Below are 26954 nucleotides of genomic sequence, written 5' to 3' on the forward strand. Positions count from 1 at the left end.
TTCGGGGTGGAAACTTGGAGAAGAAAAATATATTTGCACACATGCAGGATATGGAAGCACAGATGGAAACGATGCGCGCCAATCTTGGAGAATGGAAACAGACGGTAAAAGAGCTGATGGAAGCTAATCAGAGGTTAACTCTGGAGAATGAACAGCTTCGCAAAATTTTAAAGCGGGATGCACCTTTGGATCCTACCGTAGATTCTGCGGAGGCGGAAGCTCTTTTAGCTGCCGGAGAGGGAACAGAAGAGGTTGTCGGGGAAGGTTATGACAACTTGGCCCGGCTTTACCATGAAGGCTTTCACATCTGTAATGTTTATTTTGGACATTTACGCACGGAAGGTGATTGTCTGTTCTGTCTTTCTTTTCTTAATAAATGAGGATATCCAGCCGTAGGAGATTGATCCTACGGTTTTTTTTGAATTTAGGCTAAATGAGGTTAACGAATTCAATGAAGCTTGACTCAACAAAACAAAGCATGTGCTTCCCAAGCAAGTTTTGTCTCAGTGATATATTCAATGAAGCTTAGCTCAACAAAACTTTTAGGAGATTATTACATGACTAATTCTTATAACGATATACCTGTTCCACTGTTACCAACGGAGCGGGTGGATGATTTACTAACGCATGATTTACGAATTATTCAAAGCGACGAAGTATTTAGCTTTTCTATGGATGCTGTACTGCTTGCCCGTTTCGCCAGCGTTCCGCCACGCGGGAGAGTCCTGGATCTTTGTACTGGAAACGGTGTAATACCTATTCTGATGACAACCCGAACAAAAGCTTCTATAGAAGGGATTGAAATTCAGCCCCGTTTAGCGGATATGGCTCGGCGTAGTGTGGCTTTGAATGGACTTCAGGATCAGGTTGTGATCCATGAAGGTGATTTACGTGAGTTATATAAAGTAGCAGGGCATGGCGTATATGATGCGATAACGGTTAATCCTCCTTATATGCCGCTTAACGGTAGTGACCTAAAGCTGAACACGCATCAAGCTATGGCTCGTCACGAAATAGGGTGTACACTGGAGGAGGTCATTCAAGCCTGTGTGCGACTAGTTCGGACCGGAGGAAAGGTAAGTATGGTTCACAAGCCACAACGGTTGGTGGATATTATTAGTCTTATGAGAAAATATAGGCTAGAGCCTAAGATTATTCGCTTTGTACATCCACGTGCGCATCTGGAAGCCAACATGGTATTAATTGAAGCGATGCGTGACGGTAAACCAGAGGTTCGTTTACAACCACCACTCATTGTATATAATGAGGACAATCAATACTGTCCAGAAATTATGGACATCTACTACGGTGCTAAAGAGGGTAAATCATGACGATATCATGCCAAAGCAGTTTCCAAAACAATAACAATACACATAAGCAGGAATCAACAGGTTCACTCTTTTTGGTGGCAACACCCATCGGTAATTTAGAGGATATGACCTATCGCGCTGTTCGCACATTGCAGGAATGCGATATTATAGCTGCTGAGGATACAAGACAAACTCGAAAATTGTTAAGCCATTTTGAAATTACACCTTCTATGCTGTTCAGTTACCATGAGCATAATAAGGCTGCCAGTGGACCTGAACTTATCCGCTATATAATAGAAGGAAAAAATTTGGCTCTCGTCAGCGATGCTGGATTACCAGCCATTTCTGATCCTGGTGCAGACCTTGTAGCCCTTGCCATAAGTCACGGTATACCAGTGATTCCTATACCTGGAGCTAACGCAGCTTTGTCAGCTTTAATTGCTTCTGGTTTGCCTACGACTACGTTCACTTTTATCGGTTTCTTACCACGTGAACGTAAAGATATCCGTGCGGTATTAAGTCCTCTTCGTTCGGCACAAGGGACCATACTGTTCTATGAGTCTCCACATCGAGTGGTGAAGACGCTGGCTCATCTCCAAGAAGCATTCGGCAATCGACGAATTGTACTGGCTCGTGAATTGACGAAGAGATATGAAGAGTTTTTACGTGGGACGATTGAGGAATGTGCGGATTGGCTTGCTGAACATCCACCGCTTGGCGAGTATGTAATCGTTGTTGAAGGTGAGAGTAAGGAAGATGCCGAATTGGCAGAATCGGCTTGGTGGCGCCAGTTAAGTATTGAGGAGCATGTTGCACATTACGAAGCGGCAGATTTACCACGTAAAGAAGCTATGAAAAAAGCAGCTTCTGATCGTGGTGTTGCAAAGCGGGATATTTATAACGCACTTCTTGATAAAGCTGAGCAGTAAGTGTTATAGACCGGTTCTTATGCTGAGAGGCTAAGAATACAAAGTTTAATTGTGCTTAAGAGATTTACATGTAGGTTAATGTACTTTGTACAAAGAGGGGAATAAGTCCTTTTAGACACCCTTTTGAGGCGGGAAACTGAAGTAAAAGCAGAAAAAAAATACCTCCCGCGGTCACGGGAGGTCAAGGAGATATGAAAAGGTTAGAATTAACAATTTGATTAGTTCTATTATATACTATTTATTTTAGTTTGTCACAGGGGTAGGAATAGTAGAAATGCATTCATGACAAACTATTTTTCCTTTAAAGTAAGTTACGTTCTCAGCGTTGCCACAGAAAATGCAGGCAGGCTCATATTTCTTAAGCATAATGCGCTCACCATCAACGTAAATTTCAAGTGCGTCTTTTTCACCAATACCAAGAGTACGGCGCAATTCAATGGGAATAACTACCCGACCAAGTTCGTCTACTTTTCTTACAATTCCTGTTGATTTCATCATAACAATCGTTACTCCTCTCAATGTCCAAAAACGCCATTATTCGACATTGTTCACTGTTTTATGATATTCATAATACCAACGATTCCCAAAACAGTCAACCTTTTTTCATATGCTAATTAAGAACTTTTTCACAAAAACTTTGAATTGCCTATCATAATCACGAATTCTAAAAAAAGTGTAAAAATAAACTTTGTCGATTTACCAAGACTAAAATCGGCATCATTCGACAAAGTACGACATAATTACTTATTATATACTTAAATTGGTTAAAATCATATTAAATTTAAAAAAGGAGTTGATCTCATGAAGCAGCCGCTCACAGAAGAAAAGGTTTTCAAAGATCCGGTTCACAACTATATACACGTGCAGGATACTATTATTTGGCGACTAATAAATACAAAGGAGTTTCAGCGTCTACGCCGAATCCGCCAGCTGGGTACCTCGTATCTCACTTTTCATGGTGCAGAGCATAGTCGGTTTTCTCATTCCCTTGGGGTATACGAAATTACACGTAGAATCATTTCGCAATTTGAACGAAGCGGGTATAAGGATTGGATTCCTGAAGAAAGTCTGCTGACCTTGTGTGCGGCTTTGCTTCATGATCTGGGACATGGTCCATTTTCTCATTCTATAGAAGAAGCTTTTGAAATGAACCATGAGGATTGGACTTGTCGTATTATTCTGGAGGACACAGAGATAACTGAGATCTTGCGTGATGTGGAGGAGGATTTTCCTCGTAAAGTAGCTTCAGTGATCTCCAAAACTTATGAGCATGAAATCGTTGTTAATCTGGTTTCCAGTCCGCTAGATGCTGATCGCATGGATTATTTGTTGCGTGATGCGTACTATACAGGTGTAAACTATGGAACGATCGATATTGATCGGATTTTGAGAATGCTGCGTCCTTATAATGGTCGGGTTGTGGTAAAAGAATCGGGAATGCATGCGATTGAGGATTATTTAATGTCGCGTTATCAAATGTACTGGCAAGTATATTTTCATCCGGTGACACGCAGCTCTGAGATTATTTTGCGACAAATTTTCCGTAGAGCTAAGGAGCTTTTCCAAGAGGGGTACCATTTTAGTTTTATGATTCATCCGCTGGAGGATTTGTTCCGTGGAGAGGTGACAGTGAAGCAATATTTAATGTTAGATGAGGCGCTGGTACAGACGGCTTTTATGCAGTGGACGCTTGAAAAAGATGAGCTATTAAGCGACTTGTGTACCCGTTTTATTCATCGTAAACTGTATAAATATGTTGAGATGGAGAATCTTGATACAGATATGATTACTGAAATTCGGAGCAGTTTTGCGGCAGCGGGACTTCACCCGGAATATGACTTGGAGATTGATTTTCCGACAGATTTGCCCTATGATGTGTTCCGTCCGGGAGAAGCCTTTGACAATAAGCAAATCTTGCTGCTTGATCGACATGATCAGCTGAGGGAAATTTCAGAGGTGTCGGATATTGTACGCTCTATTAGCGGCATTCATCGTGGCAGGTATCATCTGTATTTTCCTCAAGATAAGTTGAGACAAGCGCTTACACGATTGCCATCTTCAATAGCAGAGATTTTTGCAAAATAATACAAGAAAATATGGGATTTTTGACAAGAAGGAACGATGTTTTCGTCTTTTGAAATCAATAACTGCTTCTCGTAGAAATAGACGATACAATAGATGGCATGAAATTCACACTGTCTTATGTTAAAAAACAACAAGGAGTGACGGCAAAAATGTTTCTGTTTGACACACATACGCATCTGGATGCACCTCAATTCGACGAGGATCGCGAAGAAGTTATCGCTCGTGCTGTAGAGGCTGGCGTTAGTAAGATGATTAATATCGGATTTAATCGGGAGACGATTCCCTCTACGATGAAGCTGGCAGAATCTTATGATTATATTTATGCTGCAGTGGGCTGGCATCCGCAGGATGCGATAGATATGAAAGAAGGAGACCTCGATTGGATCGCTTCTTTGTGCAGTCATAAAAAAGTGGTGGCTATTGGGGAAATTGGACTGGATTATTACTGGGATACCTCTCCCAAGGATGTGCAACATGAGGTTTTTCGCAAGCAAATCGGACTAGCCCGTGAACTAAAGATGCCGATTTGTATTCATGACCGTGATGCCCATGAAGATGTTGTACGGATTTTGCGGGAGGAAAAGGCAAATGAGGTTGGAGGCGTAATGCACTCATTCTCAGGAAGCTGGGAAACGGCAAAAATGTGCTTGAATCTTGGTTTTCATTTATCGTTTGGAGGACCCATTACGTTCAAAAATGCACGAGTGCCAAAAGAAGTGCTTGCGCAGACCCCGTTAGACCGATTATTGATCGAAACGGATGCTCCATATTTGACTCCTCATCCCTTCCGCGGGAAGCGAAATGAGAGTGCTCATGTGAAGTTGGTAGCAGAGGCGGCAGCTGAAATTAAAGGGCTAACATGGGAAGAATTGGCTAAAATAACGTATGCCAACGCACTGGAACGATTTGGGATTGAGTGAAAACGGGAGTAAAACAGGCGAAAAATAGAGAATGGCCGATATATTAAACTTTTTTAATATAAAAACGGCTGAATATTACAATATTTTAACCAAATTTTTGCTTAAACGTGGTTGAATCGTCCTTTACAACATGCATCAAAACAGGATATCATCTTTTCAGTGATGTGAGCTGTGTTATAGTGACAGCCACTGATTCATGGATCGTCTCGCTGAGTCTCCGTATGGAGAACGGGGGAACCAATATTGACCTGTCGCATGCCTGTATTTTGAATACGGCTTCGACGTGCCACAGGACAGTATTTGATTTCTTCACGTGGTCTTTGGGGTGAATTTAAGGGCAACCGCCATGAGCGGGTGACCTGAAATAGGGCGTCTCTCTTTCGTCCGAACCCGACAGCTAACCCCGTAAGCGCAAGTAAGAGAGGCAACCTCGTGCACAAGCATTCTCTATTCTGAATTTGGAGAAGCCACGAAAGAGTCCTCAATTGAACTCTTTTTAGGCTTTTTTATTTTTGAATAAATAGAATGTTGCCCACATACTGTTATATAACAGGGGTGGGAGTAGCTGTGCCGAGCAGGCGATCCATGAGCAGGAGACGCTAAGTTATTAAGTGCGTGTCCTGTGACAATCTCAAATAGTTTCGTCAAAGGAATTCAGTCCTCATGATATACAATTGACGACGGGGCTATGTAAGGAGGATGGAGAGAATGGGCGTATTCCAACCAGAAGTATCCCATGATTCGCAGTCATCCAGCAGGTCTTTCGCACTACGGTGGGAGCAAGTAAATACTCGCGTACTTTTACTTGCAGGCGTGATTTCAGTCGCTATCGCGCTACTTATTCTGCTGTACGTACACGGTCAAAGTAACAAACAATTATTTTTAGTAATAGACGGGCAGACACAGACGCTTGAAACGCGAGAAGCGCTTCTTGGTGATGTGCTGGAGAAAGAGCAAATTTCGCTGCAGCCGCATGATGAACTATCTTTAGGTCTGAGTGATGAAATAAAAGACGGTGACCGTGTCGTTATCAATCGTGCGCAGAAAATTAGCCTTATTGCGGACGGAGCAACAAAAACGTTATATACAACCGAGGATACAATCGGTAAAGCAATTGACAAAATGGGCATCACCCTAGAAGGTCATGATAAGATTTTCCCTTCGTTAGACACCGCCATTTCTGCCAATATGGAGATTAAGATTGTTCGCATCAACAAACAGACTGTACAGCGGACAACTAACTTACCCTTCAGAGTCATCAAGACAGCAGACCCCTCCCTTACTGTGGGAACAGTTAGAGTGGCACAGGCAGGCAAACCAGGCGTCATGATTCAGCATATTGAAAAGATCTACCAAGACGGAGAACTGGCCTCTATGCGCATGATTGGTAAGGAAGTACAAACGGTAACGAAAGATAAAGTTATTGCCGTTGGTACCAAACCACTTCCTAAGCCGGCTGTAGCTAAGACTACAACAACTTCCAAATCAAACACTACTTCCAAAACGGCTAAGGTTAGCGCCAAGACTAATAACGTCACAAGTAAGGCTGGCGTAGACTTTGAGTACAAGAAGATGATTAAGAACGTCTCCATGACAGCTTATTCATCAGAAGAGCCAGGTATAGGTACCAAAACTGCCTCCGGAACACGCGTAACGGAAGGTCGTACAATTGCAGTAGACCCGAATGTAATCCCTATTGGCTGGTGGGTATATATTGAGGGGCTTGGATTCCGCCGAGCTGAAGATACTGGCGGTGCCATTAAAGGCAATAAAGTAGATGTCTATTACGATTCACTGAGCCATGTGCGTAATTTCGGTCGTAAATCACGTACCGTTTATGTGATTGGACCTGTGAAGCCGGAGTTAAATTAGTTCGGAAGCTTTTGCAAATTATTCTTTGATAAGCTATAGTGATGATAACCGTTAAGGAACGCCAGATGATCATTTCGTTGATCGCAGAGCAACCGCTCATCACTTATAAATTCTTTAACCAAAAGAAGAGGAGCGAAACCTCTTCTTTTTTGCTTTTTTTGGAAGGAGTCAAGAGATATGATTAAGGAATTAATTGTCGTTGAAGGTAAGAGTGATACCGTCGCTGTTAAACGCGCTGTAGAAGCAGATACGATCGAAACAGGGGGCTCGGCGGTAGACCGGACCGTAATTGCGAAGATCGCGCTTGCTATGGAGCGTAGAGGGGTGATTATTCTTACAGATCCGGATCACGCGGGTGAACGAATTCGTAAGATTGTGTCCGCAAAGGTGCCGGGCTGCAAGCATGCTTTCATTCCGGAGAAGGACGCAACCCGTAAGGGAGATATCGGTGTGGAGAACGCCTCTCCAGAGGCGATTCGTCATGCGCTACGAAACGTACATACCTCTTTTGAAGGAGCACCTGCAATAATTGGAATTGACGATCTAATGGCCGCTGGAATGCTTGTACACCCTCGGGCAGCTGAAAGACGTATGGCACTTGGTAATTTGCTTGGAATCGGATATTGTAATGGCAAGCAGCTGTACAAGCGGCTGGCGATGTTTGGAATTACGCGGGAGGAATTTGCCGGAGCTCTCGCCCAAATTGATCAGGGGGGCATTACTTCATGAGTGGTAGAGAGGAAATTTCAACTCCAAAACGGACAAAAGAGATTATTCAACGTTATGGATTTAAGTTCAAGAAGAGCTTAGGACAGAATTTTTTGATTGATCAAAATATATTGGACAAGATTGTAGACGCTGCTGGGCTAGATAGCGACTCAGGGGCTCTAGAGATCGGTCCTGGGATTGGAGCACTGACGGAGCGTTTGGCGCTAACAGCCGGTGCGGTAACCGCTGTGGAGATCGACCGTAGGTTGATCCCTATTTTAAGGGACGTACTTTCCCCTTACCCGCATGTTAAGGTTCGTAATGATGATGTTCTGAATGTAAACCTGCAGGAGCTGTTTAAGGAAGACTTTTCATCCGTGAACAAGGTAAGCGTAGTTGCCAATTTGCCGTATTATGTGACTACACCGATCCTGATGAAGCTGCTCGAAGAGAAGCTTCCGCTTGATAACATCGTTGTAATGATTCAGAAAGAGGTTGCGGAGCGTATGGCTGCTTCTCCGGGAGGGAAGGAATACGGAAGCCTTAGCATTGCCGTGCAGTATTACAGTGAGCCTGAGCTCGTCTGCATTGTACCGCGTACAGTATTCATTCCTCAACCTAATGTGGAGTCGGCTGTAATCCGTCTAAAGGTAAGAGAGCGTCCACCGGTAGAAGTTGAGAGTGAGAAGCATTTCTTTGAGGTCGTCCAAGCTTCTTTCACACAGCGTCGCAAAACGATTGCTAACAATCTCAAGGCTCGTTATTTCCCTGAAGAGGGACGTGAACGTCTGGAGGCTTTACTTGCAGAAGCTGGTATTGAACCAACCCGTCGCGGAGAAACGTTAAGTTTAGAAGAATACGCCCGATTGAGCGGTGTTCTGTTGGCTGCTGGAATCGTATAAGCTAAAAACACGGCTAGTTATGAACCAACTGAGGCCTTTGCCCATACGATGGGGTAGAGGTGGTGGTTGTAATGAATTTAGGAGACTTGGTCGTTCGTAAATCGTATGGCGGTGATTTGACTTTTCGTGTAGATCATATTGTGCAGGACAGAGCCGTCATTAAAGGCACAGATTTCCGTCTGTTGGCGGATTCTCCTCTGAATGACTTGGTTCAAGTGCCTCCTACCCGAATTACGGAACGAGGACAACAAGCACAGATTAAAGCGAATGAATCACTGACACAGCTGCGGAAAGACCGACAGGAGCAAAGTCAGCGGAGCGGGAGCGCTCTATCAGAGGGGGCATGGGCTCCATCGCCCAAGGAAGCTGCTTATTTTGAAGTGCCGGGGAAAGTACTACATCTGGATGGCGATCCGGCGTACTTGAATAAGAGTCTGAGCTTATATGAGCAATTGCGGATCCCTGCTGAAGGTCATCATGTTCATGAGTCCGCAATGGCTGACACTTTATACCGGCTGCTGCCCCGCGTGCGTCCAGATATTGTGGTGATTACCGGTCATGACGGGGTGCTGAAGCAACAGCATACTTACGATCTTCACAGTCTGAGCAGCTATAAAAATTCGCAAAACTTCGTAGCTGCTATTAGGGTAGCTAGGGATTATGAGCGAAATTTTGATGCGTTGACGATTGTTGCAGGTGCTTGCCAGTCACATTTTGAAGCGCTGCTGGGGGCAGGGGCGAACTTTGCCAGTTCCCCTGGACGCATATTGATCCATTCCTTAGACCCAGTATACGTAGCGGCAAAATCGTCGTTCACGCCCATTAGGGATACGGTGAATCTGAGTGATGTTTTGAACAACACCATTAGTGGTAATCAGGGAATCGGCGGTATTGAGACCCGTGGCAGCTTCCGTATTGGGATGCCGCGCCTGCAGAACCTGTCGGCACTAAAAGTGACACCTTCTGCGATTTAATCGACAGGGGTAGGTCTATTTTCCAAGGCTAATAGGTAATTTGGAGTGGCCGAATAGAATAATGTGAAGAGAGGGTGAGCGATATGCTTGACCCTTTTTTTATGTTCAGAGCATATATATTGGGGCACCCGCAAAGTACCTGGGCACGGATCGAAGCCCCCACTTTGGGGGATTTATTACGTGAAATAGCTGCTATCTTTAAAGAACTACAAGGATATGTTTTCTTGCTTAGTAGCAATCGCATTACAGATAACAAGGATATTAGTTCGCCTCTGATTGCCCGCAAAAAAATTCCGTTGACAACCAAATATTCATCATCTATAATTATTTATTTGCTTTGACAAACGCCTGAGAAAGTTGTATAATGGACAAGAAAAGAGGTGGTCGTCAGGCAATGGCTAATAACGCGCTGTTGGAAATTAAACGCAGTCTCGAAGCTCACGTCGGTCATAAGATCACGTTGCGTGCAAACGGAGGTCGTCGTAAAACCGTTGAACGCACCGGTGTCCTGGAAGAAACGTACCCTTCTGTATTTATTGTCAAACTGGATCAGGAGCAGCAAACATTCAAGCGAGTCTCCTATAGCTATGCCGATATCCTTACTGAATCTGTGGAAATCACAGTATGTGAAGACGATGGGCAGATGCGGATTATGTATATTAAAGCTTAATGTCTCACAGGCAGCTTCCTTTGGAGGCTGTTTTTTATTTCTACGAGAACCGGTTGTCCTTGATAAAGGACGACCGGTTCTTTTTGGCGGTTAACATGTCCGGTGAATGATCCTTGTTCTTAGCAAGCATACTAATTGAGCAATGGGTTTATCATTTACTTTCATAAGGGAGGAATTCCGTAATGAGCCGAAGAAAACGAGGCACGATGTCGGAAGAACTAAAGACGGAGTTAGCCAAGGAGCTTGGTTTTTACGAAACTGTAGAACGTGAAGGCTGGGGAGGAATCCGGGCAAAGGATGCCGGCAATATGGTAAAAAGAGCAATTCAGCTCGCTGAACAAGCTGCCCGGAAATCTTAATCTTTAGGGTGTGAACATTTATTTAACGAATAAGGGTGCGTCCAACTGGCGACACCCTTTTATTATTGGACTTCATTAGAAGTTTTTCATATAATATGTTAAGTTGTTTTTACGGGAAAAGCTGAAGGTGGGTGAACGCCTTGAAAATGTATGAGAAGGCACCAGCGAAAATTAATTTGATGCTGGATGTGCTGCACAAGCGTGCTGACGGTTTTCATGAGGTGGAAATGATTATGACCATGGTGGATCTAGCAGACCGTTTAGAGCTGTCTGAGCTGCCAAGGGATACTATTATAATATCAAGTCAAGCGGGTTATATTCCTCTAGATGAGAAGAACCTGGCCTTTCAGGCGGCTAGGCTTATTAAAGAGCGTTATAACGTGAAGAGTGGTGTACATATCCATCTGGACAAAAGAATACCGGTCGCTGCTGGCCTGGCTGGCGGAAGCAGCGATGCAGCAGCTACGCTACGCGGCCTTAATCGGCTGTGGCGTCTAGGCATACCTTCACAGGAGCTACAGGAGCTTGGTGCTGAGCTTGGTTCAGATGTGCCGTTCTGCGTTACAGGCGGTACTGCCTTGGCAACAGGTCGTGGCGAAAAGCTGACGCCGATTAAGAACCCTCCGCAATGCTGGGTAGTATTGGCTAAGCCACCTATCAATGTATCGACTGCGGAAGTATACGGTCGCATTCGGAGCAATAATATCGCTGTTCATCCTTCGGCTAGAAAGATGCAGGACGCGATCGAAGCTGGAGATTTTGGGGGCGTGTGTAATCATCTGGGCAATGTGCTTGAGGATGTTACCTTAAAGCTGCATCCAGAGGTACAGCAGCTCAAAGAGGCGATGGTTAAGCTCGGAGCAGACGGAGTCTTAATGTCCGGCAGCGGTCCTACAGTGTTCGGTTTAGTGTCCAAGCAGTCTAAAGTAGCAAGAATTTATAATGGACTGCGAGGGTTCTGCAAGGAAGTCTACGCAGTGAGATCACTCAATTAGTATGCTTCTCTTGTGTAAACCCGTACAAAAGTGATATATTTTTCATAAAATATTCGGTTTTGGCGAGGAGCATTCCGTGAAGAAATTAAAAAGAAGCCAACGTTTGGTAGACATGACTCAGTTTTTACTTGAGCGGCCACATGACCTACTGCCGCTGTCTATATTTGCCGATCGGTATGGAGCGGCTAAGTCCTCCATCAGTGAAGATTTGGCAATCATAAAAGAAGTATTTGAAGGTGAAGGCATCGGTGAGCTTCAGACCTTAGCCGGCGCAGCAGGTGGAGTACGTTATATTCCTGTTATGCCTAAAGAAATGGCGCTCTCTTTTGTTAAACGTTTATGTGTGCAGCTAGAACAGACAGATCGGATACTGCCCGGTGGTTATTTGTATATGTCGGATCTGCTTGGACTGCCATCTTTGATGGAGCAGGCGGGGAAGATCATCGCAACGGCCTTTTATGGATCGGAAATCGATGTGGTGATGACAGTAGAAACTAAGGGGATTCCGTTAGCCTATGCAACGGCAGCACAGCTCGGCTTGCCAGTAGTACTGGTACGACGTGACCATCAGGTTACAGAAGGCTCGGCAGTAAGTATTAACTATGTATCTGGATCACATAAGAGCATACACACCATGTCTCTTTCCAGACGTGCACTCAAGGAGAAATCGCGGGTACTCATCGTAGATGACTTCATGAAGGCAGGCGGAACCGTTCGAGGGATGGTCGACTTACTGGGAGAGTTTAATGCCGAGGTTGCTGGAGTGGGTGTGTTAGTTGAGTCAGGCGCAGTAGAGTCGGAAGAACGCCTGTTGCATGACTATGTGTCTTTAGTAAAGCTGAGCGAGGTCGATTCGAAAGAGCGGCGGATTTCAGCGCATCCGGGTAACTATTTTTCCTCTTGATGGTTTGACGTTTCTACGTTTTCAAAAAGCGTGGAAATTGTCGAAAACGTAAGGAATATTAAGAAAATCACCCGATGCATGTCGAAAACAACAGATCCTAAAAAATATATTTCTTTTTTAGGTATTTTATGGAATCAAAAAGAAGGAATTCGCTTTGCTGTGTGGAATTATACACCAAGTCTCTGATGGAAAAAGGTGGTGAACACACACATGCAAATTACGGATGTCAGACTCCGCCGCGTTAACTCTGAGGGGAGAATGAAAGCAATCGCATCCATTACAATCGATAACGAGTTTGTTGTTCATGACATTCGCGTCATCGATGGTAATAACGGGATGTTTGTTGCAATGCCCAGCAAGCGTACACCGGATGGCGAATTCCGCGATATCGCTCACCCGATCTCTTCGGGAACACGCGAGAAGATTCAATCCGCGGTTTTAGCCGAGTACGATCGCGCCGCTACTGAAGAAGAAGAAGAAGTTATTGAAGAGGGAGCTTAGGCTGCCTCGGAAGACGGCTACCTTTTGGGTGGCGTAGGATCCGCCGTTTTTGATAAGATCATACCGAATACACTTCAGGACTTAAGCAGCTTGATCTTGCAAGAAAAGCTACCGCTAGTGAAGGATTTGACGACATCTTCGAAAGGCAGCGATAAATGCTTTTCTAACATGGGGTTTATAGAAAAGGGAACCATGACTTCATGGTTCTCTTTTCTTTTTGCCCGGAATGAGATATATTCAGTAGTGAGTTCAAGAGTAGGAGGTTGGCATTCTTGAAAAGAATGGCTATAGTTCTTGCCGCAGGTCAAGGCAAGCGAATGAAATCTAAATTATATAAGGTGCTGCACCCCGTTTGCGGTAAGCCAATGGTAGGGCACGTGCTTGATACAGTAAAAGCTACCGGATGCCAGCGCACCGTTGTTGTTGTTGGGCATGGCGCAGAGAAAGTTAAGGCCTTTGTAGGGCAAGGTGCGGAATACGTGCTGCAGGAAACTCAGCTCGGTACTGGTCACGCTGTCAAACAGGCTAAGGATTTGCTCGGTAGTGAAGAGGGAACAACGATTGTTGCCTATGGCGACACTCCGCTTATTACATCGGAGACGCTGATAGGATTAATGGCTCTGCATGAGGAACGTCAGGCAGCAGCGACTGTATTAACTGCAGTAATGGATGATCCATCCGGGTTAGGACGGATTATTCGTAGTGAAGATGGCGGTTTATTGAAGATTGTAGAACAGAAAGATTGTAATGCCGAACAGGCTGCTATTCATGAAATTAATACAGGAATTTATTGCTTTGATAACATTAAGTTATTTTCAGCGTTAGAGAAGGTTACTAACAGCAATAATCAACAAGAATATTATTTAACAGATGTTATCAGTATTCTGCGTGAGCAAGGTGATCTTGTTCTAGCTTTTCAGACTGAGGATGCTAACGAGTCTATTGGTGTTAATGACCGTCTAGCTTTGTCAGATGCGGAAGCAATTATGCGTCAACGTATCAACCGCAAACATATGCTGGGTGGCGTAACCATAATCGATCCTGCCTCCACTTATATCGGAGCAGATGTGGTCATTGGTTCTGATACAACGATCTATCCAGGAACCATCTTGAAGGGGAAAACTGTAATCGGTGAGAACTGTGTGATCGGACCGGCAAGTGAAATCGAAGATTGTCAGATCATGGACGACGCGACGATTAAGCAGTCCGTATTGAATCAAGCACAAGTTGGCGCACGGACTACCGTTGGGCCTTTTGCCTATTTGCGTCCAGGTTCTATACTTGGAGAAGAAGTGAAGGTTGGAGATTTCGTCGAGATCAAGAATGCTACGATTGGTGACGGTTCTAAGGTGTCGCATCTTAGCTATATTGGCGACGCATCTGTGGGTAAGAATGTAAACTTCGGTTGCGGTGCGATTACTGTTAACTACGACGGGTATAATAAATTTACGACAACAATTGAAGACGATGCCTTTATCGGCAGTAACGTTAACCTTATTGCACCGGTTTCTGTGGGCAAGGGGGCTTTTGTTGTAGCTGGTTCGACAATTACGCGTTCCGTTTCAGAGAACGATCTGGCTGTTGCCAGAGTGCGGCAGGAGAATAAACCGGGATATGCAGAGAAGATCCGTTCCCGTGCAAAAGCGAAGAAAGACCACTCGAGTCCATCGTAAAGCGTTGCTAAGAAGCGCCGGACGGACTTGTATTTCCGCGCCGGCGCCTTTGGAAAGCTAAATTCCGTCACGGAGGGTTTAAATTTTATGACTTATTGTGATTCCAAATTAAAGATTTTCACCTGTAACTCCAACCCAAAGCTTGCTAGTCAAATCGCTGATTACATCGGAATTCCGATGGGTGAATCGCATACTACAAGTTTTAGCGATGGAGAAATTCAGGTCAAGCTGTCAGAGAGCGTTCGGGGTTGTCATGTGTATATTGTACAATCCACCTGCGGCCCGGTTAATGACAACCTAATGGAGCTTTTAGTTATGGTGGATGCACTCAAACGCGCCTCCGCAAAAAGCATCAATGTGGTTATCCCTTACTATGGTTACGCTCGTCAAGATCGGAAAGCTCGTTCCCGTGACCCTATTACGGCCAAGCTGGTAGCAAATTTGATTGAAAAAGCCGGCGCCCACCGTGTAATTACGATGGACCTCCATGCTATGCAGATTCAGGGATTCTTTGATATTCCAGTAGATCACTTGCTGGGAGTTCCCATCCTGGCTCAGTATTTCCGTTCCAAACAAATCGAGAACCCAGTTGTCGTATCGCCAGATCACGGCGGTGTAGTACGTGCAAGAAAGCTTGCTGATTTCCTGAACGCTCCGCTTGCAATTATAGACAAGCGTCGTCCAGAGCCGAATGTCAGCGAGGTCATGAACATTATCGGTAATATTGAAGGTAAAACAGCCATTCTGATCGATGATATTATCGATACTGCTGGAACCATTGTACTTGGTGCTAATGCTTTGATGGAAGGCGGCGTGAAGGAAGTATACGCTTGCTGTACACACCCAGTATTGTCTGGTCCTGCACATGAACGTCTGGAGAATTCTCCAATTAAAGAGATTATCGTGACAGATACGATTCCAATTCGCAGCGCGAACCCAACTTCTAAACTCAAAGTGTTGTCCGTGGCTCCACTTATGGGTGAGGCAATTATCCGCGTTCATGAAGAGTTGTCGATTAGTAAATTGTTTGAGATTGAATAAATATAATCAATGAATTGCGAGAAATATAAGGATAATGTATAGCGTGAAACTTATACATTCTTATATTTTACAAAAGGGTTACACCTCCGTTCTCGGAGATGTAACCCTTATCGGCGTGATGCAGGTAGAAGCGCTGGCTTCAATACCCGGCGCGGGAGACGAAGGTGAATATGCTGCGGTTATAGAGTGTCCCTTGCAGCTCCACGAATCCTTCGTCCACTGCTGTCAATACACCAATGTCAATGTGCACGTCGCCTCTGTATATTTCCACAGGCACAGCATATTGGATATGGTACTGAAAATCGCGCTGATGTGTTAAGATTCTACTTTGATGTAGCATAGGTTATCACCTGTCTTCGGAGTATAATTTCGCTCTGGTTGCACAGAGATATGTAGATAAGATCTATTGTACCAAAAACGGACTTCTCTTGCCGGAGAGCCCGAATGGAAAGGAAAGGTTCGATAATGAAATGGATTGTCGGATTGGGAAATCCGGGAACACAATATGCGAAAACAAGGCATAATGTTGGTTTTATGGCATTGGATGAGCTTGCGGCTCAGAACAGGATTTCCTTCAACCAAAGCAAATGTAAATCCGTGATCGGTGAAGGGGTTATCGGGGGAGTCAAAACCGTATTGATTAAACCGATGACCTTTATGAATTTGTCCGGTGAGGCCGTTCGCGCTTATATGGATTATTATAAAGTTAAACTAGAAGATATGATCGTCGTCTACGATGATCTGGATACCGAAATCGGAAAAATTCGCTTGCGTTATCAAGGTAGTGCTGGTGGGCATAACGGAATTAAATCGATCATTCAGCATGTAGGTACACAAAGCTTTAATCGGGTACGCATGGGTATTTCTCGCCCTGAACCGGGTTTTGCAATAGTGGATTATGTTCTCTCTTCTTTTCCTAAAAAGGAAGGCGATCCTCTGAAGCAGATGATCCTTAATACTTGTGATGCACTGGAGTTCAGCTTACAGAATTCATTCGAACAGACGATGGCTAAATTCAATGGTTGATCTGTAAACTCTGTTGGTTATGAGGCTAAAGATGATGCTCCCCGGACATACTGAAGGTATATAGTACCTTCAGGAGGCATATAGATGGCAATAAACTATGTATGTAGGCACTGCAAGACATCTCTAGGCAGCATTAATAGAAGTGATGTAACAGAAATGCAGTTGGGCCTTCATTCCTTGACCCCTGCGGAGCGCAGAGATATAATAGCGTATAATTCAGAAGGTGAGATCACGGTAAAGGTGACTTGCGACTATTGCAAGGAGGCTTTAGAGCATAATCCGGAGCTTAGCCTGCTGACGAGTCCGCTTCAGTAGGTGATAGCGCCTGTCTCTATCGTCATCCGCAAGCCTTGGCGTTACAGCTGAGGCTTCTTTTCGATTCCAATCATAATAGGTGACGGTGGCTTTGGCTTCCGTTAGCCTGTTTAGTAAGAGAGGTGCGCCTGTTGTTACAAGGTATTATAGAAGCTTTTTCCAAGGATCCCGATTTCCAGTCTATCACCCAGGGTGTAGCTGCAGGTATGAAAGAGCAGCTCATATCGGGGCTTACAGGTTCAGCTAGACAGATCATGCTTGCAGCACTGCATGAAGAGACAGCTCGTCCCTTGCTTGTGGTGACTCATAATATGTTTTCGGCTCAGAAAATGGCCGATGATTTACAGGAAGCGCTTTCCCCGGAACGAGTACTGCTCTATCCTGCTAATGAACTTGTGGCTGCGGAAGCGGCTGTCTCAAGTCCAGAGACATTAGCCCAGCGTATTGATGTACTGACCAAATGTGCCCAGGGCTTCCGTGGTATTGTTGTAGTTCCCTACTCGGGAGTGCGCAGATTGCTCCCTGCACCAGAGGTTATGGCAGAGGCACAGGTTACGGTTTCTCAGGATGGAACGCTTGCTCTGGATGAATTCTTGATGTCCATGATCGAAATGGGTTATGAAAGAGTAGAGCGGGTTGAGAATCGCGGTGAACTGAGCGTAAGAGGTGGAATTATTGATTTTTATCCAATGACTTCTCCTTTGGCATATCGTGTTGAGTTATTTGATGATGAGGTTGATTCGATCAGAACTTTTGATCCAGTCGATCAGCGTTCTATTGATAAAGTACGAAGTGTGAAGATTACACCGGCTAAAGAGATTATAGCGAGCAGGTTTCGCCAGGAATCTGCTTCTGCTGAAGCATCTGTTATGCTGGAACGGCAGCTAGAGAAAATGGCGGATCGGCAGGCTAAGTTGCGTCTAAAAGAAGAAATTGGACGCGAGCTAGAAATGCTGCGCGAAGGAACCTATTTTCCTGAAATCTATAAATATATCAGTCTTTTATACCCTGAACGCTCTCATTTATTTGATTACATGGCCCAGGATACGATCCTTATTCTCGATGAGCCGACAAGACTGCTTGAAACGGCGAAACAGCTCGAAAGAGATGAATCGGAATGGAACCTCCATCTGATGCAAAACGGCAAAACATTGCCGGATCTGGATCTCTCTGTCGAGACAGATGTTGTGATGTACAAACGTCCGTTCCAAAGCCTGTTTATGTCGATCTTTTTGCGCCAGGTCCCACACATTCAACCACAGAACATTCTTGGGTTTATTAGTCGTGGGATGCAGGATTTCCATGGTCAGATGAATGTGCTTAAATCGGAAATGGAGCGTTGGCAGAAGTCCGGTGTAAAGGTAATGATGCTTGCGAGCAGTGAAGAACGGATTGAACGTGTGCGCAGAGTCCTTTATGACTACGGCATTGATGAGCCAACGATCGTACAAGGAAACCTGGGTTCAGGCTTTGAGCTGCCTTCTATTCATTTAGCCGTTATCACTGAAGGAGAGATGTTCTCTCAGAAGCAGCGGAAGGCACGGAAGATCTCCAAAGGGATAGATAATGCTGAACGGATCAAGAGTTATACTGAGCTGAAAATTGGTGATTATGTTGTTCACCAGAACCATGGTATCGGTAAGTATATGGGGATCGGCACGCTGGAGGTCAGCGGTATTCATCGCGACTATATGCATATTTTATATGCGGGTGGCGATAAGCTCTCGGTTCCGATTGAGCAAATTGACTTGATTCAGAAATATGTCGGTTCAGAAGATAAAGAGCCGAAAGTATATAAATTAGGCGGTAATGAATGGACGCGGGTGACCAATAAGGTCCGCTCTTCCGTTCAGGATATTGCTGATGATCTAATCAAACTGTACGCTGAACGCCAAAGTGCAGCAGGGTATGGTTTTGAGAAGGACACACAGGAACAGCGTGAATTTGAAGAAATGTTCCCTTACGAGGAGACTCGGGATCAGCTTCGAGCGATTGAAGAGATTAAGAAGGATATGGAACAGAATCGTCCAATGGATCGGCTCCTTTGTGGAGACGTTGGATATGGTAAGACGGAAGTAGCTATACGAGCAGCCTTTAAATCAGCGATTGAAGGTAAACAGGTGGCTGTGCTGGTACCGACAACGATTCTAGCTCAGCAGCATTATGAGACCTTCCGGGAACGCTTCGCAAATTATCCGCTAAATATTCAAGTCCTAAGTCGTTTCCGCAGCCGTAAGGAGCAGAATGAGACGATTAAAGGTGTTCGGGCAGGAACGGTTGACGTGGTTATTGGTACCCACCGTTTATTGTCTCAGGACCTTGTATTTAAGGACTTAGGTTTATTGATCGTGGATGAGGAACAGCGATTTGGCGTGACTCATAAAGAGAAGCTGAAGAAGTTAAAAACGAATGTAGATGTTCTTACCCTGACAGCAACTCCAATTCCTCGTACATTGCATATGTCGATGCTGGGAGTGCGTGATTTGTCTGTCATTGAGACGCCGCCGGAGAACCGTTTCCCCGTGCAGACTTATGTTGTTGAGCATAGTCAGACGCTTACGCGGGAAGCTGTAGAGCGCGAATTAGCTCGTGGCGGTCAAGTTTACTATCTCTATAATCGTGTGCAGGGCATTCAAGAAATGGCCGCTCAAATTTCCATGCTAGTTCCTGAGGCTAGGGTAGGCATCGGACATGGTCAAATGTCGGAAGCTGAGCTCGAGAAGACGATCCTTGATTTTCTTGATGGAGAATACGATGTGCTGGTCAGCACAAGTATTATTGAGACGGGTGTAGATATTCCTAACGTAAATACACTTATTGTGCATGATGCGGATAAGATGGGCTTGTCTCAGCTGTATCAGTTGCGTGGACGTGTAGGCCGGTCCAACCGGATTGCGTACGCCTATTTCACGTATCAACGGGACAAGGTTCTGACGGAAGTGGCAGAGAAGCGGCTGCAGTCTATTAAGGAATTTACGGAACTCGGTTCTGGTTTCAAAATAGCGATGCGAGATTTATCTATTCGCGGTGCCGGCAACTTACTTGGCGCAGAACAGCATGGTTTTATTGCATCCGTAGGATTTGATCTATACTCACAAATGCTGGCGGAGGAAATTCGCAAGCGTAAGGTTACTGTACTTGGTGAGGAGGATACGTCCCTTAAAGAAGGCAATACTGTCATTGATTTGTCGATTGACGCGTATCTGCCATCCGAGTATATTTACGACAGTATCCAGAAAATTGAAATCTACAAAAAAGTTGCGGCAGTGACATCCTTCGATGATGCTTCTGAGCTTGAGGATGAGCTCTTGGATCGGTTCGGAGAACTGCCTGAAGCAGTTGTTAATCTACTAACTGTGGCTCGTCTGAAAGTGTATGGGAAAATGTATGGTATTGATTCCATGATCAGACGTGGTGATGATGTTACCCTGAATTTCTACGAGGGGAGTCTTGGCGCTCTGGATACAGCAAAACTCGCTAAAGTTGGAAATAGCTTCGAAAGACGTGTACAATTCGATAGAGATGCTAAAGCCAGTATCCGAGTTAAATCGAAAGATTTAAGTGATAAACAGCTGCTTGACTTGCTTGAACAGTTTCTTAAGGAAGCTAAACAGTCTTTTAAATCGAAGGGAGAACTACACAATGTCGTTAAATAAAAAAAAATCATGGAAAGTGCTGCTCGTTTCATTGGTAGCAGCGGTTTCCTTTTCTATGCTCGCAGCATGCGGTAGTAGTGCTGATGATAGCAAGGCAGTAGCGACTTATAAAGGTGGAACGATTACAGAGAAGGAATTTGCGATGGATCAAAAAATCATGAAATTCCTCTCCCCACAGCAAGCGCAATATTTAGAGATTGATGCTTTTAAGGAGTCTATTTTGAAACAGGAAGTGGGCTTCGAATACTTGGCTTCCCAAGCAACGGATGAAGCGAAGAAGCAGGCGAAGAAAGAGGCAGATAGCCAAATCGCAGATTTGAAGAAAGCTCTGGGCGACAATTATAAGAAAACACTAAAAGACGCAGACGTTACTGAGGGCGACATCCATAGTTATATGGAGCGTGTGCTGACAGTTTATCAGGATATGCTGCTTAAAGTGACCGACGATCAGGTTGTTAAAGAATTTGAAGCTACAAAAGGTGACTTTACGGTAGCGACTTTGCGTCATGTGCTGATCGGTCTGACCGATGCTGACAACAAAGAGCGCACCAGCGAAGAAGCTCTGAAAATCGCGAAGGAAGTTAAGGCAAAGCTGGACGGCGGAGCTGATTTTGCAGCAATCGCTAAGGAATACTCTGACGATACAGCCTCTAAGGAAACGGGCGGAGAATACAAAGATAAAGCTGTAGGCACCTATGTAGATGAGTTTAAGAAGGCTGCCCAAACGTTGCCTCTGAATACCATTAGTGATCCTGTAGAGACTTCTTACGGTTACCACATTATTAAGGTGGAGTCCCGCACAGACAAAACCTTTGACCAGTTAACGGATGAACAAAAAGAAGGCATTAAGAGCTCCATTGTGTCCAAGAACCTAGAAGCGTTCATGGAGAAGGATTTGGAAGGCATTATTGAGAGCATCAATCTGCCGAAGAGCTCTGCTGCCGCAGATGAATCCGGAACAGAAGCCACTACAGCACCAAGTGCATCCCCAAGCGCTACAAAAGCCGCTGAATAAACATCGGCAAAAATGGACAAGCTTACCTTAGAAAAAGCCATCCTCACTTAATGTGAAGATGGCTTTTTATTTCGAGGAAACATCTGTAGAACGGCTTTATCTTGATACAGATATTAATACATGTCAGCTTATGTATAAGGATCTGGGAAGAGATGAATACTATGGTCAGATATTACGATAAATCACTGGGATTATCCTTTCCCATAATGGACAGTAGTAAGACCATACTTCTTAAGAAAGCGGGGCACATGTGAAATGAAAGCTACTGGAATTGTTCGGCGTATTGATGATCTCGGACGAGTGGTTATTCCCAAAGAAATTAGACGTACTCTACGGATTAGAGAAGGCGACCCATTGGAAATTTTCGTCGATCGGGACGGTGAAGTTATACTCAAGAAATATTCCCCGATTGGTGAGTTGGGTGACTTTGCAAAAGAGTACGCGGAGTCGTTATTCGAAGGTACTGGTCATATTACGATGATTGCTGATCGTGATACCTTTATTGCACTAGCTGGAGGCTCCAAGAAAGACTATTTGGAGAAACAAGTAGGAATCCTCTTGGAGAAGGTCATGGATAGTCGTAAGACGGTGCTGGAAACCAACGAAGGCAGTTATGAAATCGCTAAAGATCATCCGGATTTGGTGTCCTCATATGTAGCCTCACCGATCATTTCCGGTGGAGATCCTATTGGTTGTGTAGTGATGGTAAGCAAGGATGATTCGGCAAAAATGTCGTCAATGGAAGTGAAAATGGCCGAAACCGCCGCTGCATTCCTCGGCAAACAAATGGAGCAGTAATCGTAATATAGACCCCGCTTTCCTTTTGGTAAGATATACAAAGGGTAAACGGGGTTTTGTCGTTCATACAAAACCGTTTCTACTTGTGGGCATACATACGTTATAATATAGAAATTCATCCCATCAAAGTCGTAGAAGCAGGTATTTTATGAAATCTAACACACAAACATCACGATTACTCCAAGGAGCATTTATTTTAAGTGCCGCAGCGATTATTTCAAAGCTTATAGGTACACTCCAAAAGATCCCGCTGCAAAATCTTGGCGGAGATGCGGTATTTGGTATATACAACACAGTTTATCCCTTGTACACGATGTTGTTAACGGTAGCGATGCTGGGTCTGCCAGCAGCCATATCCAAATTTGTCGCTGAGGCTTCTGCCGGAAGGCGGGATGACGAGGGGCGGCGGATTTTGCTGGTATCTGCCGTAATAACGAGTCTTAGCGGATTGGTTATCGGAGCAATTACCTATGCAGGTGCGCCGATTATAGCTGAGTGGGTCGGCAACTCGCATGTGATGCCCGCTTTACGAACAAGTGCTTGGGGACTGGCAGTTGTACCAATCATGTCAGCATTGCGCGGTTACTTTCAGGGACTTCATAATATGGTTCCGACGGCTGTGTCACAAATTGTAGAGCAGTCCGTACGTGTTACAGTGATGATTGTACTGCTGTTATATCTGACCTCACAGGGGGCAGGCGCTGAGAGCATCGCTGCTGGCGCATTGCTTGGCTCCGCTGGGGGAGGGGTAGCAGGGCTTGTGATTATGCTGTTGTTTTTGCGACGTCATCGGCGGCAGTTAAGACAGGACACCTCTTTAGATGCTGCCGTCTCTGTCGAGAGCCTAGATTTAAAGCTGCCCAATATGGAAAGTAAAGGGCGTTCCAATCAACGGATGAAGGGCGTTAAAGCAAGTACATTGCTAGCTTATGGAATTCCTGTGATGCTTGGCGCATTGGCAATGCCTCTTATCGGCCTTGTAGATGTATTCACTGTACCTCGCTTGCTATCCTCTGTAGGGAGCGAAGTGGAGGCGATGACACAATTTGGTGTGTACAATCGCGGTTTGCCGTTAGTGCAGATTGTAACGATGATCGCCACTTCTTTGTCTGTTGTATTCATTCCAGCCTTGGCAGAGGCGAAGTACAAAGGGGATACGAAGCTGATCGAGAGCCGTTGCAGCTTATCGCTGCGTTGGTTCTGGCTGTTAGGTTTAGCGGCTTCAGCAGGCCTAGCAGTGCTTGCTGAGCCGATTAATATGGCTCTTTACGGGGATACCGCCGGTAGCAGCACTATGACTTGGCTGGCCTTAACCGCTGTTGGTGGTACGGTCAGCATCATCTCGGCTGCGCTCCTGCAGGGCCTCGGCCACGTGCGCGCCCCGGCCCTGCACCTTTTGGCCGCCGCGCTGCTCAAGGCGGCCCTGAACCTGCTGCTGGTCCCGCAGCAGGGCATTACCGGCGCGGCCATCGCTGGCGTGGCCGCGCATTCGTTCGCAGCAGCGCTTAACGTGCTGCTGCTCTACCGCCAGGGCCATCTGCGGCTTCGCCTAGCAGATGCCCTGGCACGGCCCGCGCTGCTCACAGCGGGCCTGGCTCTTGCCGCCGCAGCCGCCAGCTGGGGCGTGGGCGCTGCGGCTACGGCCGCTGGCATTGGCGGCGGGCGCACCGCCAGCTTGGCGCAGAGCCTGCTCGGAGTGCTCGCAGGCTGCGTTGTCTTTGCCGTAGGGGCAATAGCCCTGCGGCTCCTTAGCGAGAGCGAGCTGCGCCAGCTTCCGGGCTTCGGCCCGTCCCTGGCGGACAAGCTGAAGAAGCTGCGCTTATTCCCTTAATCTACATTTACATCACAATATAAAAATGCGGTCTGCTGAGACAGCCGTTGATGAGGAGGAACAGACATGAGTGCAACATTAACGGTCGTTGGTCTTGGTTCAGGTAACCCTGATCGACTGACGTTAGGGATTATAAAGAAATTGAAGGCAGCATCTGTTGTTTACGTGCGGACAAAAGAGCATCCAGTCATGGCTGCACTCTCCGAGCTTGAAATTGCTTCACAGTCTTTCGATGGATTGTATGAATCCTTATCTTCGTTTCCTGAGGTTTATGCAGCGATTACTTCAAAGCTGATTGAAGAGGCTCGGTCCGCACCTGAGGGTACAGATATTGTCTATGCGGTTCCGGGTCATCCTATGGTGGCGGAATCAGCGGTTTCACAGCTGCGTGAGCGGTGTCCTGAGGAAGGCATTGAACTGCAAATATTAGGCGGAGAGAGCTTCCTCGACGAGGCGTTTGTTCGACTGGGGTTTGACCCCATCGAAGGATTTCAACTATTAGATGCTTCTGGTATTCGCAGCGCTCAGCTTCAGCCTGAACTGCATACCCTGATTGGCCAGGTATACGATAGCTTTACAGCCTCGGAGACAAAGTTATGTCTGATGGAGCTGTATCCGCCTGAATATGAAGTGGTTGTGGGTCATGCACTCGGTGTGGAGAACGAAGAAAGTATTGTAAGAGTCCCTCTATACGAGCTGGATCGTCTTAACGGTTATGGAAATTTGTCGTTGGTCTATGTACCTGCGAATCGTGACGAGAATCTAAGAAATCGTACCTTTGCTCGTTTGCATGAAATTGTCGATATTCTTCGAAGCCCGGAGGGTTGTCCATGGGATCGGGAGCAGACACATGAATCCCTGCGCAAAAATTTAATCGAAGAAACCTATGAAGTCCTTGAAACCATTGATGAGGACGACCCCGATCATATGAAAGAGGAGCTGGGCGACCTTTTGCTGCAAATTATGCTTCACTCTCAAATGGAGGAGGAGCTGGGCACGTTTAACGTGTATGACGTCATTGAAGGGCTGAATGATAAGCTTATCTTCCGTCACCCTCACGTCTTTGGAGATACCAATGCGAATGATGCCGAAGAAGCGTTGAAGAACTGGGAGGGCATGAAGGCAGAAGAGAAGCGGCGTAAAGGTGTGAAGCCAGAGGAATTATCCGTTCTTAGTGGTGTTCCGCGTGACCTACCTGCCCTTATGAAGGCATACAAGCTTCAGAAAAAAGCATCCAAGGTGGGCTTTGACTGGGACAACGCTACGGATTGCATAGCCAAAATTCGTGAGGAGATCGATGAGCTGCAGGAGGCGATTGACACAGATGCGGCGACAGATGATCAAATTCTGGAACTTGGGGATTTGTTGTTTGCAGTTACGAATGTCGCTCGTTTTATCGGTGCAGATCCGGAAGAGGCATTAACCCGAACTAACCGCAAATTTGTGCGCCGGTTCCAATATATTGAGCAAAGCTTGCACCGCAAGGGAAAGAGTGTAAAGGATAGTAGTTTGGAAGAGATGGAAGAATTGTGGCAAGAAGCTAAGGCGGAGGAGCGAAAAGTCTAGCCTTTCACAGCCTCCTTACGGTATATGGACTCTAAAATGGGGCAATGCTGTGGATGTAGCTTTTATTTTCTGATTTAGAATGTGGCCAGTAGTTTAATAGTGCTATAGAATAGATTCTGCGACGATTTGTGAGAAATAACTGCTTCTTTTTTAAAAAAACGACGAATCGTGGCAGGATTTTAAGGTGACATCAAGAATAACATAAAGACGAAATGCGATTCGCCCCATCCTATGGTGGTGATTCTCGTTTCATTTATTTTTTCGTATCCTAGGAGGAACTTTAAATTATGAACAAGACAGATTTGGTAAACAACATTTCCGAGAAAAACGGATTGGCAAAAAAAGATGTAGAAGCAGTATTGAACGGGTTCTTGGGTGAGATTACAGAAGCTTTGGCAAAAGGTGATAAAGTCCAACTGATCGGTTTCGGAACTTTTGAAACTCGCAAACGTGCAGGACGCACTGGTCGCAACCCGCAAACGGGCACAACGATTGAAATTCCAGAATCGACTGTACCGGCTTTCAAAGCTGGTAACAAGCTTAAAGAAGCCGTTAACTAATGCGTCTTGACAAATTCCTGAAAGTGTCCCGTTTAATTAAGCGCCGTACAGTGGCCAAGGATGTGTCCGAACAAGGCCGGGTACTGATTAACGGGCGGGAATCTAAACCTAGTAGTGCAGTTAAGGTCGGTGACGAGATTACTGTACAATTTGGGCAAAAGCTTGTAACGGTCAAAGTAGAAAAGCTGGTCGAAACGACTCGCAAGGACGAGGCCGCTGGGATGTATACTCTAGTTCGGGAAGAGCCTGTTGCTAAGAGCAGCGGACTGGACTGGTAAGAGTAATAGTAAATAAAGAAGAAGGCATAACTTTACATTCTGTAGAGTGGTGCCTTCTTTTTTCTT

Annotated in this window: 28 protein-coding genes and 1 riboswitch; of the genes, 26 read left to right on the top strand and 2 right to left on the bottom strand. The window is 45.4% G+C overall.

What is annotated here, in order from left to right; genetic code table 11:
* The first annotated feature begins 14 nt into the window (after positions 1 to 14).
* From yabA to rsmI, 3 genes are all read left to right on the top strand, one after another.
* On the top strand, positions 15 to 380 hold the full coding sequence (yabA, locus tag R50345_RS00160; protein ID WP_042123089.1) for a DNA replication initiation control protein YabA: 366 nt from the start codon (positions 15 to 17) through the stop codon (positions 378 to 380).
* 177 nt (positions 381 to 557) lie between these two features.
* Positions 558 to 1331 (top strand): tRNA1(Val) (adenine(37)-N6)-methyltransferase, encoded by a 774-nt coding sequence (locus tag R50345_RS00165; RefSeq protein WP_042123091.1) that lies wholly within the window; start codon positions 558 to 560, stop codon positions 1329 to 1331.
* Complete coding sequence (rsmI, locus tag R50345_RS00170) at positions 1328 to 2239, top strand: 16S rRNA (cytidine(1402)-2'-O)-methyltransferase (protein ID WP_042123093.1); 912 nt, start codon at positions 1328 to 1330, stop codon at positions 2237 to 2239. Before R50345_RS00165 ends, rsmI begins: the two co-directional genes overlap by 4 nt.
* A gap of 243 nt (positions 2240 to 2482) precedes the next feature.
* Here the strand turns inward: rsmI and R50345_RS00175 are convergent, their stop codons facing one another.
* The gene (locus R50345_RS00175) at positions 2483 to 2737 is read right to left on the bottom strand and encodes an AbrB/MazE/SpoVT family DNA-binding domain-containing protein (RefSeq protein ID WP_042123095.1); all 255 of its coding nucleotides are present in this window, start codon (positions 2735 to 2737) and stop codon (positions 2483 to 2485) included.
* Positions 2738 to 3040: 303 nt separating this feature from the next.
* Between R50345_RS00175 and R50345_RS00180 the strand changes: the two genes are divergently transcribed.
* The 14 genes from R50345_RS00180 to R50345_RS00250 all read left to right on the top strand — a co-directional run bounded on the left by R50345_RS00180 (position 3041) and on the right by R50345_RS00250 (position 15843).
* Positions 3041 to 4324: an HD domain-containing protein gene (locus R50345_RS00180; protein WP_042123097.1), complete on the top strand. Its 1284-nt coding sequence runs from the start codon at positions 3041 to 3043 to the stop codon at positions 4322 to 4324.
* 149 nt (positions 4325 to 4473) lie between these two features.
* The gene (locus tag R50345_RS00185; RefSeq protein ID WP_042123099.1) at positions 4474 to 5244 is read left to right on the top strand and encodes a TatD family hydrolase; all 771 of its coding nucleotides are present in this window, start codon (positions 4474 to 4476) and stop codon (positions 5242 to 5244) included.
* Positions 5245 to 5441: 197 nt separating this feature from the next.
* Positions 5442 to 5671, top strand: a riboswitch (cyclic di-AMP (ydaO/yuaA leader).
* 281 nt (positions 5672 to 5952) lie between these two features.
* Positions 5953 to 7116 carry a resuscitation-promoting factor gene (locus tag R50345_RS00190; protein ID WP_042123100.1) on the top strand — a complete coding sequence of 388 codons (1164 nt, stop codon included), beginning with the start codon at positions 5953 to 5955 and terminating at the stop codon, positions 7114 to 7116.
* A 177-nt stretch (positions 7117 to 7293) separates the two neighbouring features.
* Positions 7294 to 7845 (top strand): ribonuclease M5, encoded by a 552-nt coding sequence (gene rnmV / locus R50345_RS00195; protein ID WP_042123102.1) that lies wholly within the window; start codon positions 7294 to 7296, stop codon positions 7843 to 7845.
* On the top strand, positions 7842 to 8726 hold the full coding sequence (gene rsmA / locus R50345_RS00200) for a 16S rRNA (adenine(1518)-N(6)/adenine(1519)-N(6))-dimethyltransferase RsmA (protein WP_042123104.1): 885 nt from the start codon (positions 7842 to 7844) through the stop codon (positions 8724 to 8726). Before rnmV ends, rsmA begins: the two co-directional genes overlap by 4 nt.
* A gap of 71 nt (positions 8727 to 8797) precedes the next feature.
* Positions 8798 to 9700, top strand: a complete 903-nt coding sequence (yabG, locus tag R50345_RS00205) for a sporulation peptidase YabG (RefSeq protein ID WP_042123106.1) — start codon at positions 8798 to 8800, stop codon at positions 9698 to 9700.
* A 74-nt stretch (positions 9701 to 9774) separates the two neighbouring features.
* A complete protein-coding gene (locus R50345_RS00210) occupies positions 9775 to 10041 on the top strand; it encodes a hypothetical protein (RefSeq protein WP_197069729.1) in 267 nt (88 codons plus the stop codon).
* A gap of 53 nt (positions 10042 to 10094) precedes the next feature.
* Positions 10095 to 10370, top strand: coding sequence for a biofilm formation stimulator Veg (gene veg, locus R50345_RS00215; RefSeq protein WP_019914493.1), 276 nt, complete (start codon positions 10095 to 10097; stop codon positions 10368 to 10370).
* A 182-nt stretch (positions 10371 to 10552) separates the two neighbouring features.
* Positions 10553 to 10729, top strand: a complete 177-nt coding sequence (locus tag R50345_RS00220) for a small, acid-soluble spore protein, alpha/beta type (protein WP_042123112.1) — start codon at positions 10553 to 10555, stop codon at positions 10727 to 10729.
* 140 nt (positions 10730 to 10869) lie between these two features.
* A complete protein-coding gene (gene ispE, locus R50345_RS00225; protein WP_042123114.1) occupies positions 10870 to 11724 on the top strand; it encodes a 4-(cytidine 5'-diphospho)-2-C-methyl-D-erythritol kinase in 855 nt (284 codons plus the stop codon).
* Positions 11725 to 11800: 76 nt separating this feature from the next.
* Positions 11801 to 12628 (top strand): pur operon repressor, encoded by an 828-nt coding sequence (purR, locus tag R50345_RS00230; RefSeq protein WP_042123117.1) that lies wholly within the window; start codon positions 11801 to 11803, stop codon positions 12626 to 12628.
* Between the two features lie 210 nt (positions 12629 to 12838).
* Complete coding sequence (spoVG, locus tag R50345_RS00235) at positions 12839 to 13129, top strand: septation regulator SpoVG (RefSeq protein WP_042123119.1); 291 nt, start codon at positions 12839 to 12841, stop codon at positions 13127 to 13129.
* 281 nt (positions 13130 to 13410) lie between these two features.
* A complete protein-coding gene (glmU, locus tag R50345_RS00245; RefSeq protein ID WP_197069785.1) occupies positions 13411 to 14802 on the top strand; it encodes a bifunctional UDP-N-acetylglucosamine diphosphorylase/glucosamine-1-phosphate N-acetyltransferase GlmU in 1392 nt (463 codons plus the stop codon).
* Between the two features lie 87 nt (positions 14803 to 14889).
* Positions 14890 to 15843: a ribose-phosphate diphosphokinase gene (locus tag R50345_RS00250; protein WP_036678796.1), complete on the top strand. Its 954-nt coding sequence runs from the start codon at positions 14890 to 14892 to the stop codon at positions 15841 to 15843.
* Between the two features lie 139 nt (positions 15844 to 15982).
* On the opposite strand, the gene R50345_RS00255 is transcribed toward R50345_RS00250, so the two are convergent.
* A complete protein-coding gene (locus R50345_RS00255; protein WP_042123126.1) occupies positions 15983 to 16183 on the bottom strand; it encodes a hypothetical protein in 201 nt (66 codons plus the stop codon).
* A 125-nt stretch (positions 16184 to 16308) separates the two neighbouring features.
* On the opposite strand from R50345_RS00255, the gene pth reads away from it, so the two are divergent.
* The 9 genes from pth to R50345_RS00300 all read left to right on the top strand — a co-directional run bounded on the left by pth (position 16309) and on the right by R50345_RS00300 (position 26888).
* Positions 16309 to 16869, top strand: a complete 561-nt coding sequence (gene pth / locus R50345_RS00260; RefSeq protein ID WP_042131738.1) for an aminoacyl-tRNA hydrolase — start codon at positions 16309 to 16311, stop codon at positions 16867 to 16869.
* 84 nt (positions 16870 to 16953) lie between these two features.
* The gene (locus R50345_RS00265) at positions 16954 to 17184 is read left to right on the top strand and encodes an anti-sigma-F factor Fin (protein WP_042123127.1); all 231 of its coding nucleotides are present in this window, start codon (positions 16954 to 16956) and stop codon (positions 17182 to 17184) included.
* 131 nt (positions 17185 to 17315) lie between these two features.
* The gene (mfd, locus tag R50345_RS00270) at positions 17316 to 20840 is read left to right on the top strand and encodes a transcription-repair coupling factor (RefSeq protein WP_042123128.1); all 3525 of its coding nucleotides are present in this window, start codon (positions 17316 to 17318) and stop codon (positions 20838 to 20840) included.
* Positions 20827 to 21855 (top strand): peptidylprolyl isomerase, encoded by a 1029-nt coding sequence (locus tag R50345_RS00275; RefSeq protein WP_042123130.1) that lies wholly within the window; start codon positions 20827 to 20829, stop codon positions 21853 to 21855. The genes mfd and R50345_RS00275 overlap by 14 nt, the downstream gene beginning before the upstream one ends.
* A gap of 255 nt (positions 21856 to 22110) precedes the next feature.
* Positions 22111 to 22653, top strand: coding sequence for a stage V sporulation protein T (gene spoVT / locus R50345_RS00280; RefSeq protein ID WP_042123132.1), 543 nt, complete (start codon positions 22111 to 22113; stop codon positions 22651 to 22653).
* A gap of 148 nt (positions 22654 to 22801) precedes the next feature.
* Entirely contained in the window at positions 22802 to 24484 is a 1683-nt protein-coding gene (locus R50345_RS00285) for a putative polysaccharide biosynthesis protein (RefSeq protein WP_042123133.1), read from the top strand.
* Between the two features lie 66 nt (positions 24485 to 24550).
* Positions 24551 to 26050 (top strand): bifunctional methyltransferase/pyrophosphohydrolase YabN, encoded by a 1500-nt coding sequence (gene mazG / locus R50345_RS00290; RefSeq protein ID WP_042123136.1) that lies wholly within the window; start codon positions 24551 to 24553, stop codon positions 26048 to 26050.
* A gap of 287 nt (positions 26051 to 26337) precedes the next feature.
* Positions 26338 to 26610: an HU family DNA-binding protein gene (locus tag R50345_RS00295; RefSeq protein ID WP_036678778.1), complete on the top strand. Its 273-nt coding sequence runs from the start codon at positions 26338 to 26340 to the stop codon at positions 26608 to 26610.
* Positions 26610 to 26888, top strand: a complete 279-nt coding sequence (locus tag R50345_RS00300; protein ID WP_042123138.1) for an RNA-binding S4 domain-containing protein — start codon at positions 26610 to 26612, stop codon at positions 26886 to 26888. Before R50345_RS00295 ends, R50345_RS00300 begins: the two co-directional genes overlap by 1 nt.
* The last annotated feature ends 66 nt before the right edge of the window (positions 26889 to 26954 follow it).

Source organism: Paenibacillus sp. FSL R5-0345 (genome assembly GCF_000758585.1).
Classification (GTDB): Bacteria; Bacillota; Bacilli; order Paenibacillales; family Paenibacillaceae; genus Paenibacillus_AQ.

What these genes read in the sequence shown, in the direction of transcription:
- R50345_RS00165 (WP_042123091.1), top strand. Translation starts at nt 558, where the DNA reads ATGACTAATTCTTATAACGATATACCTGTTCCACTGTTACCAACGGAG.
- rsmI (WP_042123093.1), top strand. Translation starts at nt 1,328, where the DNA reads ATGACGATATCATGCCAAAGCAGTTTCCAAAACAATAACAATACACAT.
- R50345_RS00175 (WP_042123095.1), bottom strand. Translation starts at nt 2,737, where the DNA reads ATGATGAAATCAACAGGAATTGTAAGAAAAGTAGACGAACTTGGTCGG.
- R50345_RS00180 (WP_042123097.1), top strand. Translation starts at nt 3,041, where the DNA reads ATGAAGCAGCCGCTCACAGAAGAAAAGGTTTTCAAAGATCCGGTTCAC.
- R50345_RS00185 (WP_042123099.1), top strand. Translation starts at nt 4,474, where the DNA reads ATGTTTCTGTTTGACACACATACGCATCTGGATGCACCTCAATTCGAC.
- R50345_RS00190 (WP_042123100.1), top strand. Translation starts at nt 5,953, where the DNA reads ATGGGCGTATTCCAACCAGAAGTATCCCATGATTCGCAGTCATCCAGC.
- rnmV (WP_042123102.1), top strand. Translation starts at nt 7,294, where the DNA reads ATGATTAAGGAATTAATTGTCGTTGAAGGTAAGAGTGATACCGTCGCT.
- rsmA (WP_042123104.1), top strand. Translation starts at nt 7,842, where the DNA reads ATGAGTGGTAGAGAGGAAATTTCAACTCCAAAACGGACAAAAGAGATT.
- yabG (WP_042123106.1), top strand. Translation starts at nt 8,798, where the DNA reads ATGAATTTAGGAGACTTGGTCGTTCGTAAATCGTATGGCGGTGATTTG.
- veg (WP_019914493.1), top strand. Translation starts at nt 10,095, where the DNA reads ATGGCTAATAACGCGCTGTTGGAAATTAAACGCAGTCTCGAAGCTCAC.
- R50345_RS00220 (WP_042123112.1), top strand. Translation starts at nt 10,553, where the DNA reads ATGAGCCGAAGAAAACGAGGCACGATGTCGGAAGAACTAAAGACGGAG.
- spoVG (WP_042123119.1), top strand. Translation starts at nt 12,839, where the DNA reads ATGCAAATTACGGATGTCAGACTCCGCCGCGTTAACTCTGAGGGGAGA.
- glmU (WP_197069785.1), top strand. Translation starts at nt 13,411, where the DNA reads ATGGCTATAGTTCTTGCCGCAGGTCAAGGCAAGCGAATGAAATCTAAA.
- R50345_RS00250 (WP_036678796.1), top strand. Translation starts at nt 14,890, where the DNA reads ATGACTTATTGTGATTCCAAATTAAAGATTTTCACCTGTAACTCCAAC.
- R50345_RS00255 (WP_042123126.1), bottom strand. Translation starts at nt 16,183, where the DNA reads ATGCTACATCAAAGTAGAATCTTAACACATCAGCGCGATTTTCAGTAC.
- pth (WP_042131738.1), top strand. Translation starts at nt 16,309, where the DNA reads ATGAAATGGATTGTCGGATTGGGAAATCCGGGAACACAATATGCGAAA.
- R50345_RS00265 (WP_042123127.1), top strand. Translation starts at nt 16,954, where the DNA reads ATGGCAATAAACTATGTATGTAGGCACTGCAAGACATCTCTAGGCAGC.
- R50345_RS00275 (WP_042123130.1), top strand. Translation starts at nt 20,827, where the DNA reads ATGTCGTTAAATAAAAAAAAATCATGGAAAGTGCTGCTCGTTTCATTG.
- spoVT (WP_042123132.1), top strand. Translation starts at nt 22,111, where the DNA reads ATGAAAGCTACTGGAATTGTTCGGCGTATTGATGATCTCGGACGAGTG.
- R50345_RS00285 (WP_042123133.1), top strand. Translation starts at nt 22,802, where the DNA reads ATGAAATCTAACACACAAACATCACGATTACTCCAAGGAGCATTTATT.
- mazG (WP_042123136.1), top strand. Translation starts at nt 24,551, where the DNA reads ATGAGTGCAACATTAACGGTCGTTGGTCTTGGTTCAGGTAACCCTGAT.
- R50345_RS00295 (WP_036678778.1), top strand. Translation starts at nt 26,338, where the DNA reads ATGAACAAGACAGATTTGGTAAACAACATTTCCGAGAAAAACGGATTG.
- R50345_RS00300 (WP_042123138.1), top strand. Translation starts at nt 26,610, where the DNA reads ATGCGTCTTGACAAATTCCTGAAAGTGTCCCGTTTAATTAAGCGCCGT.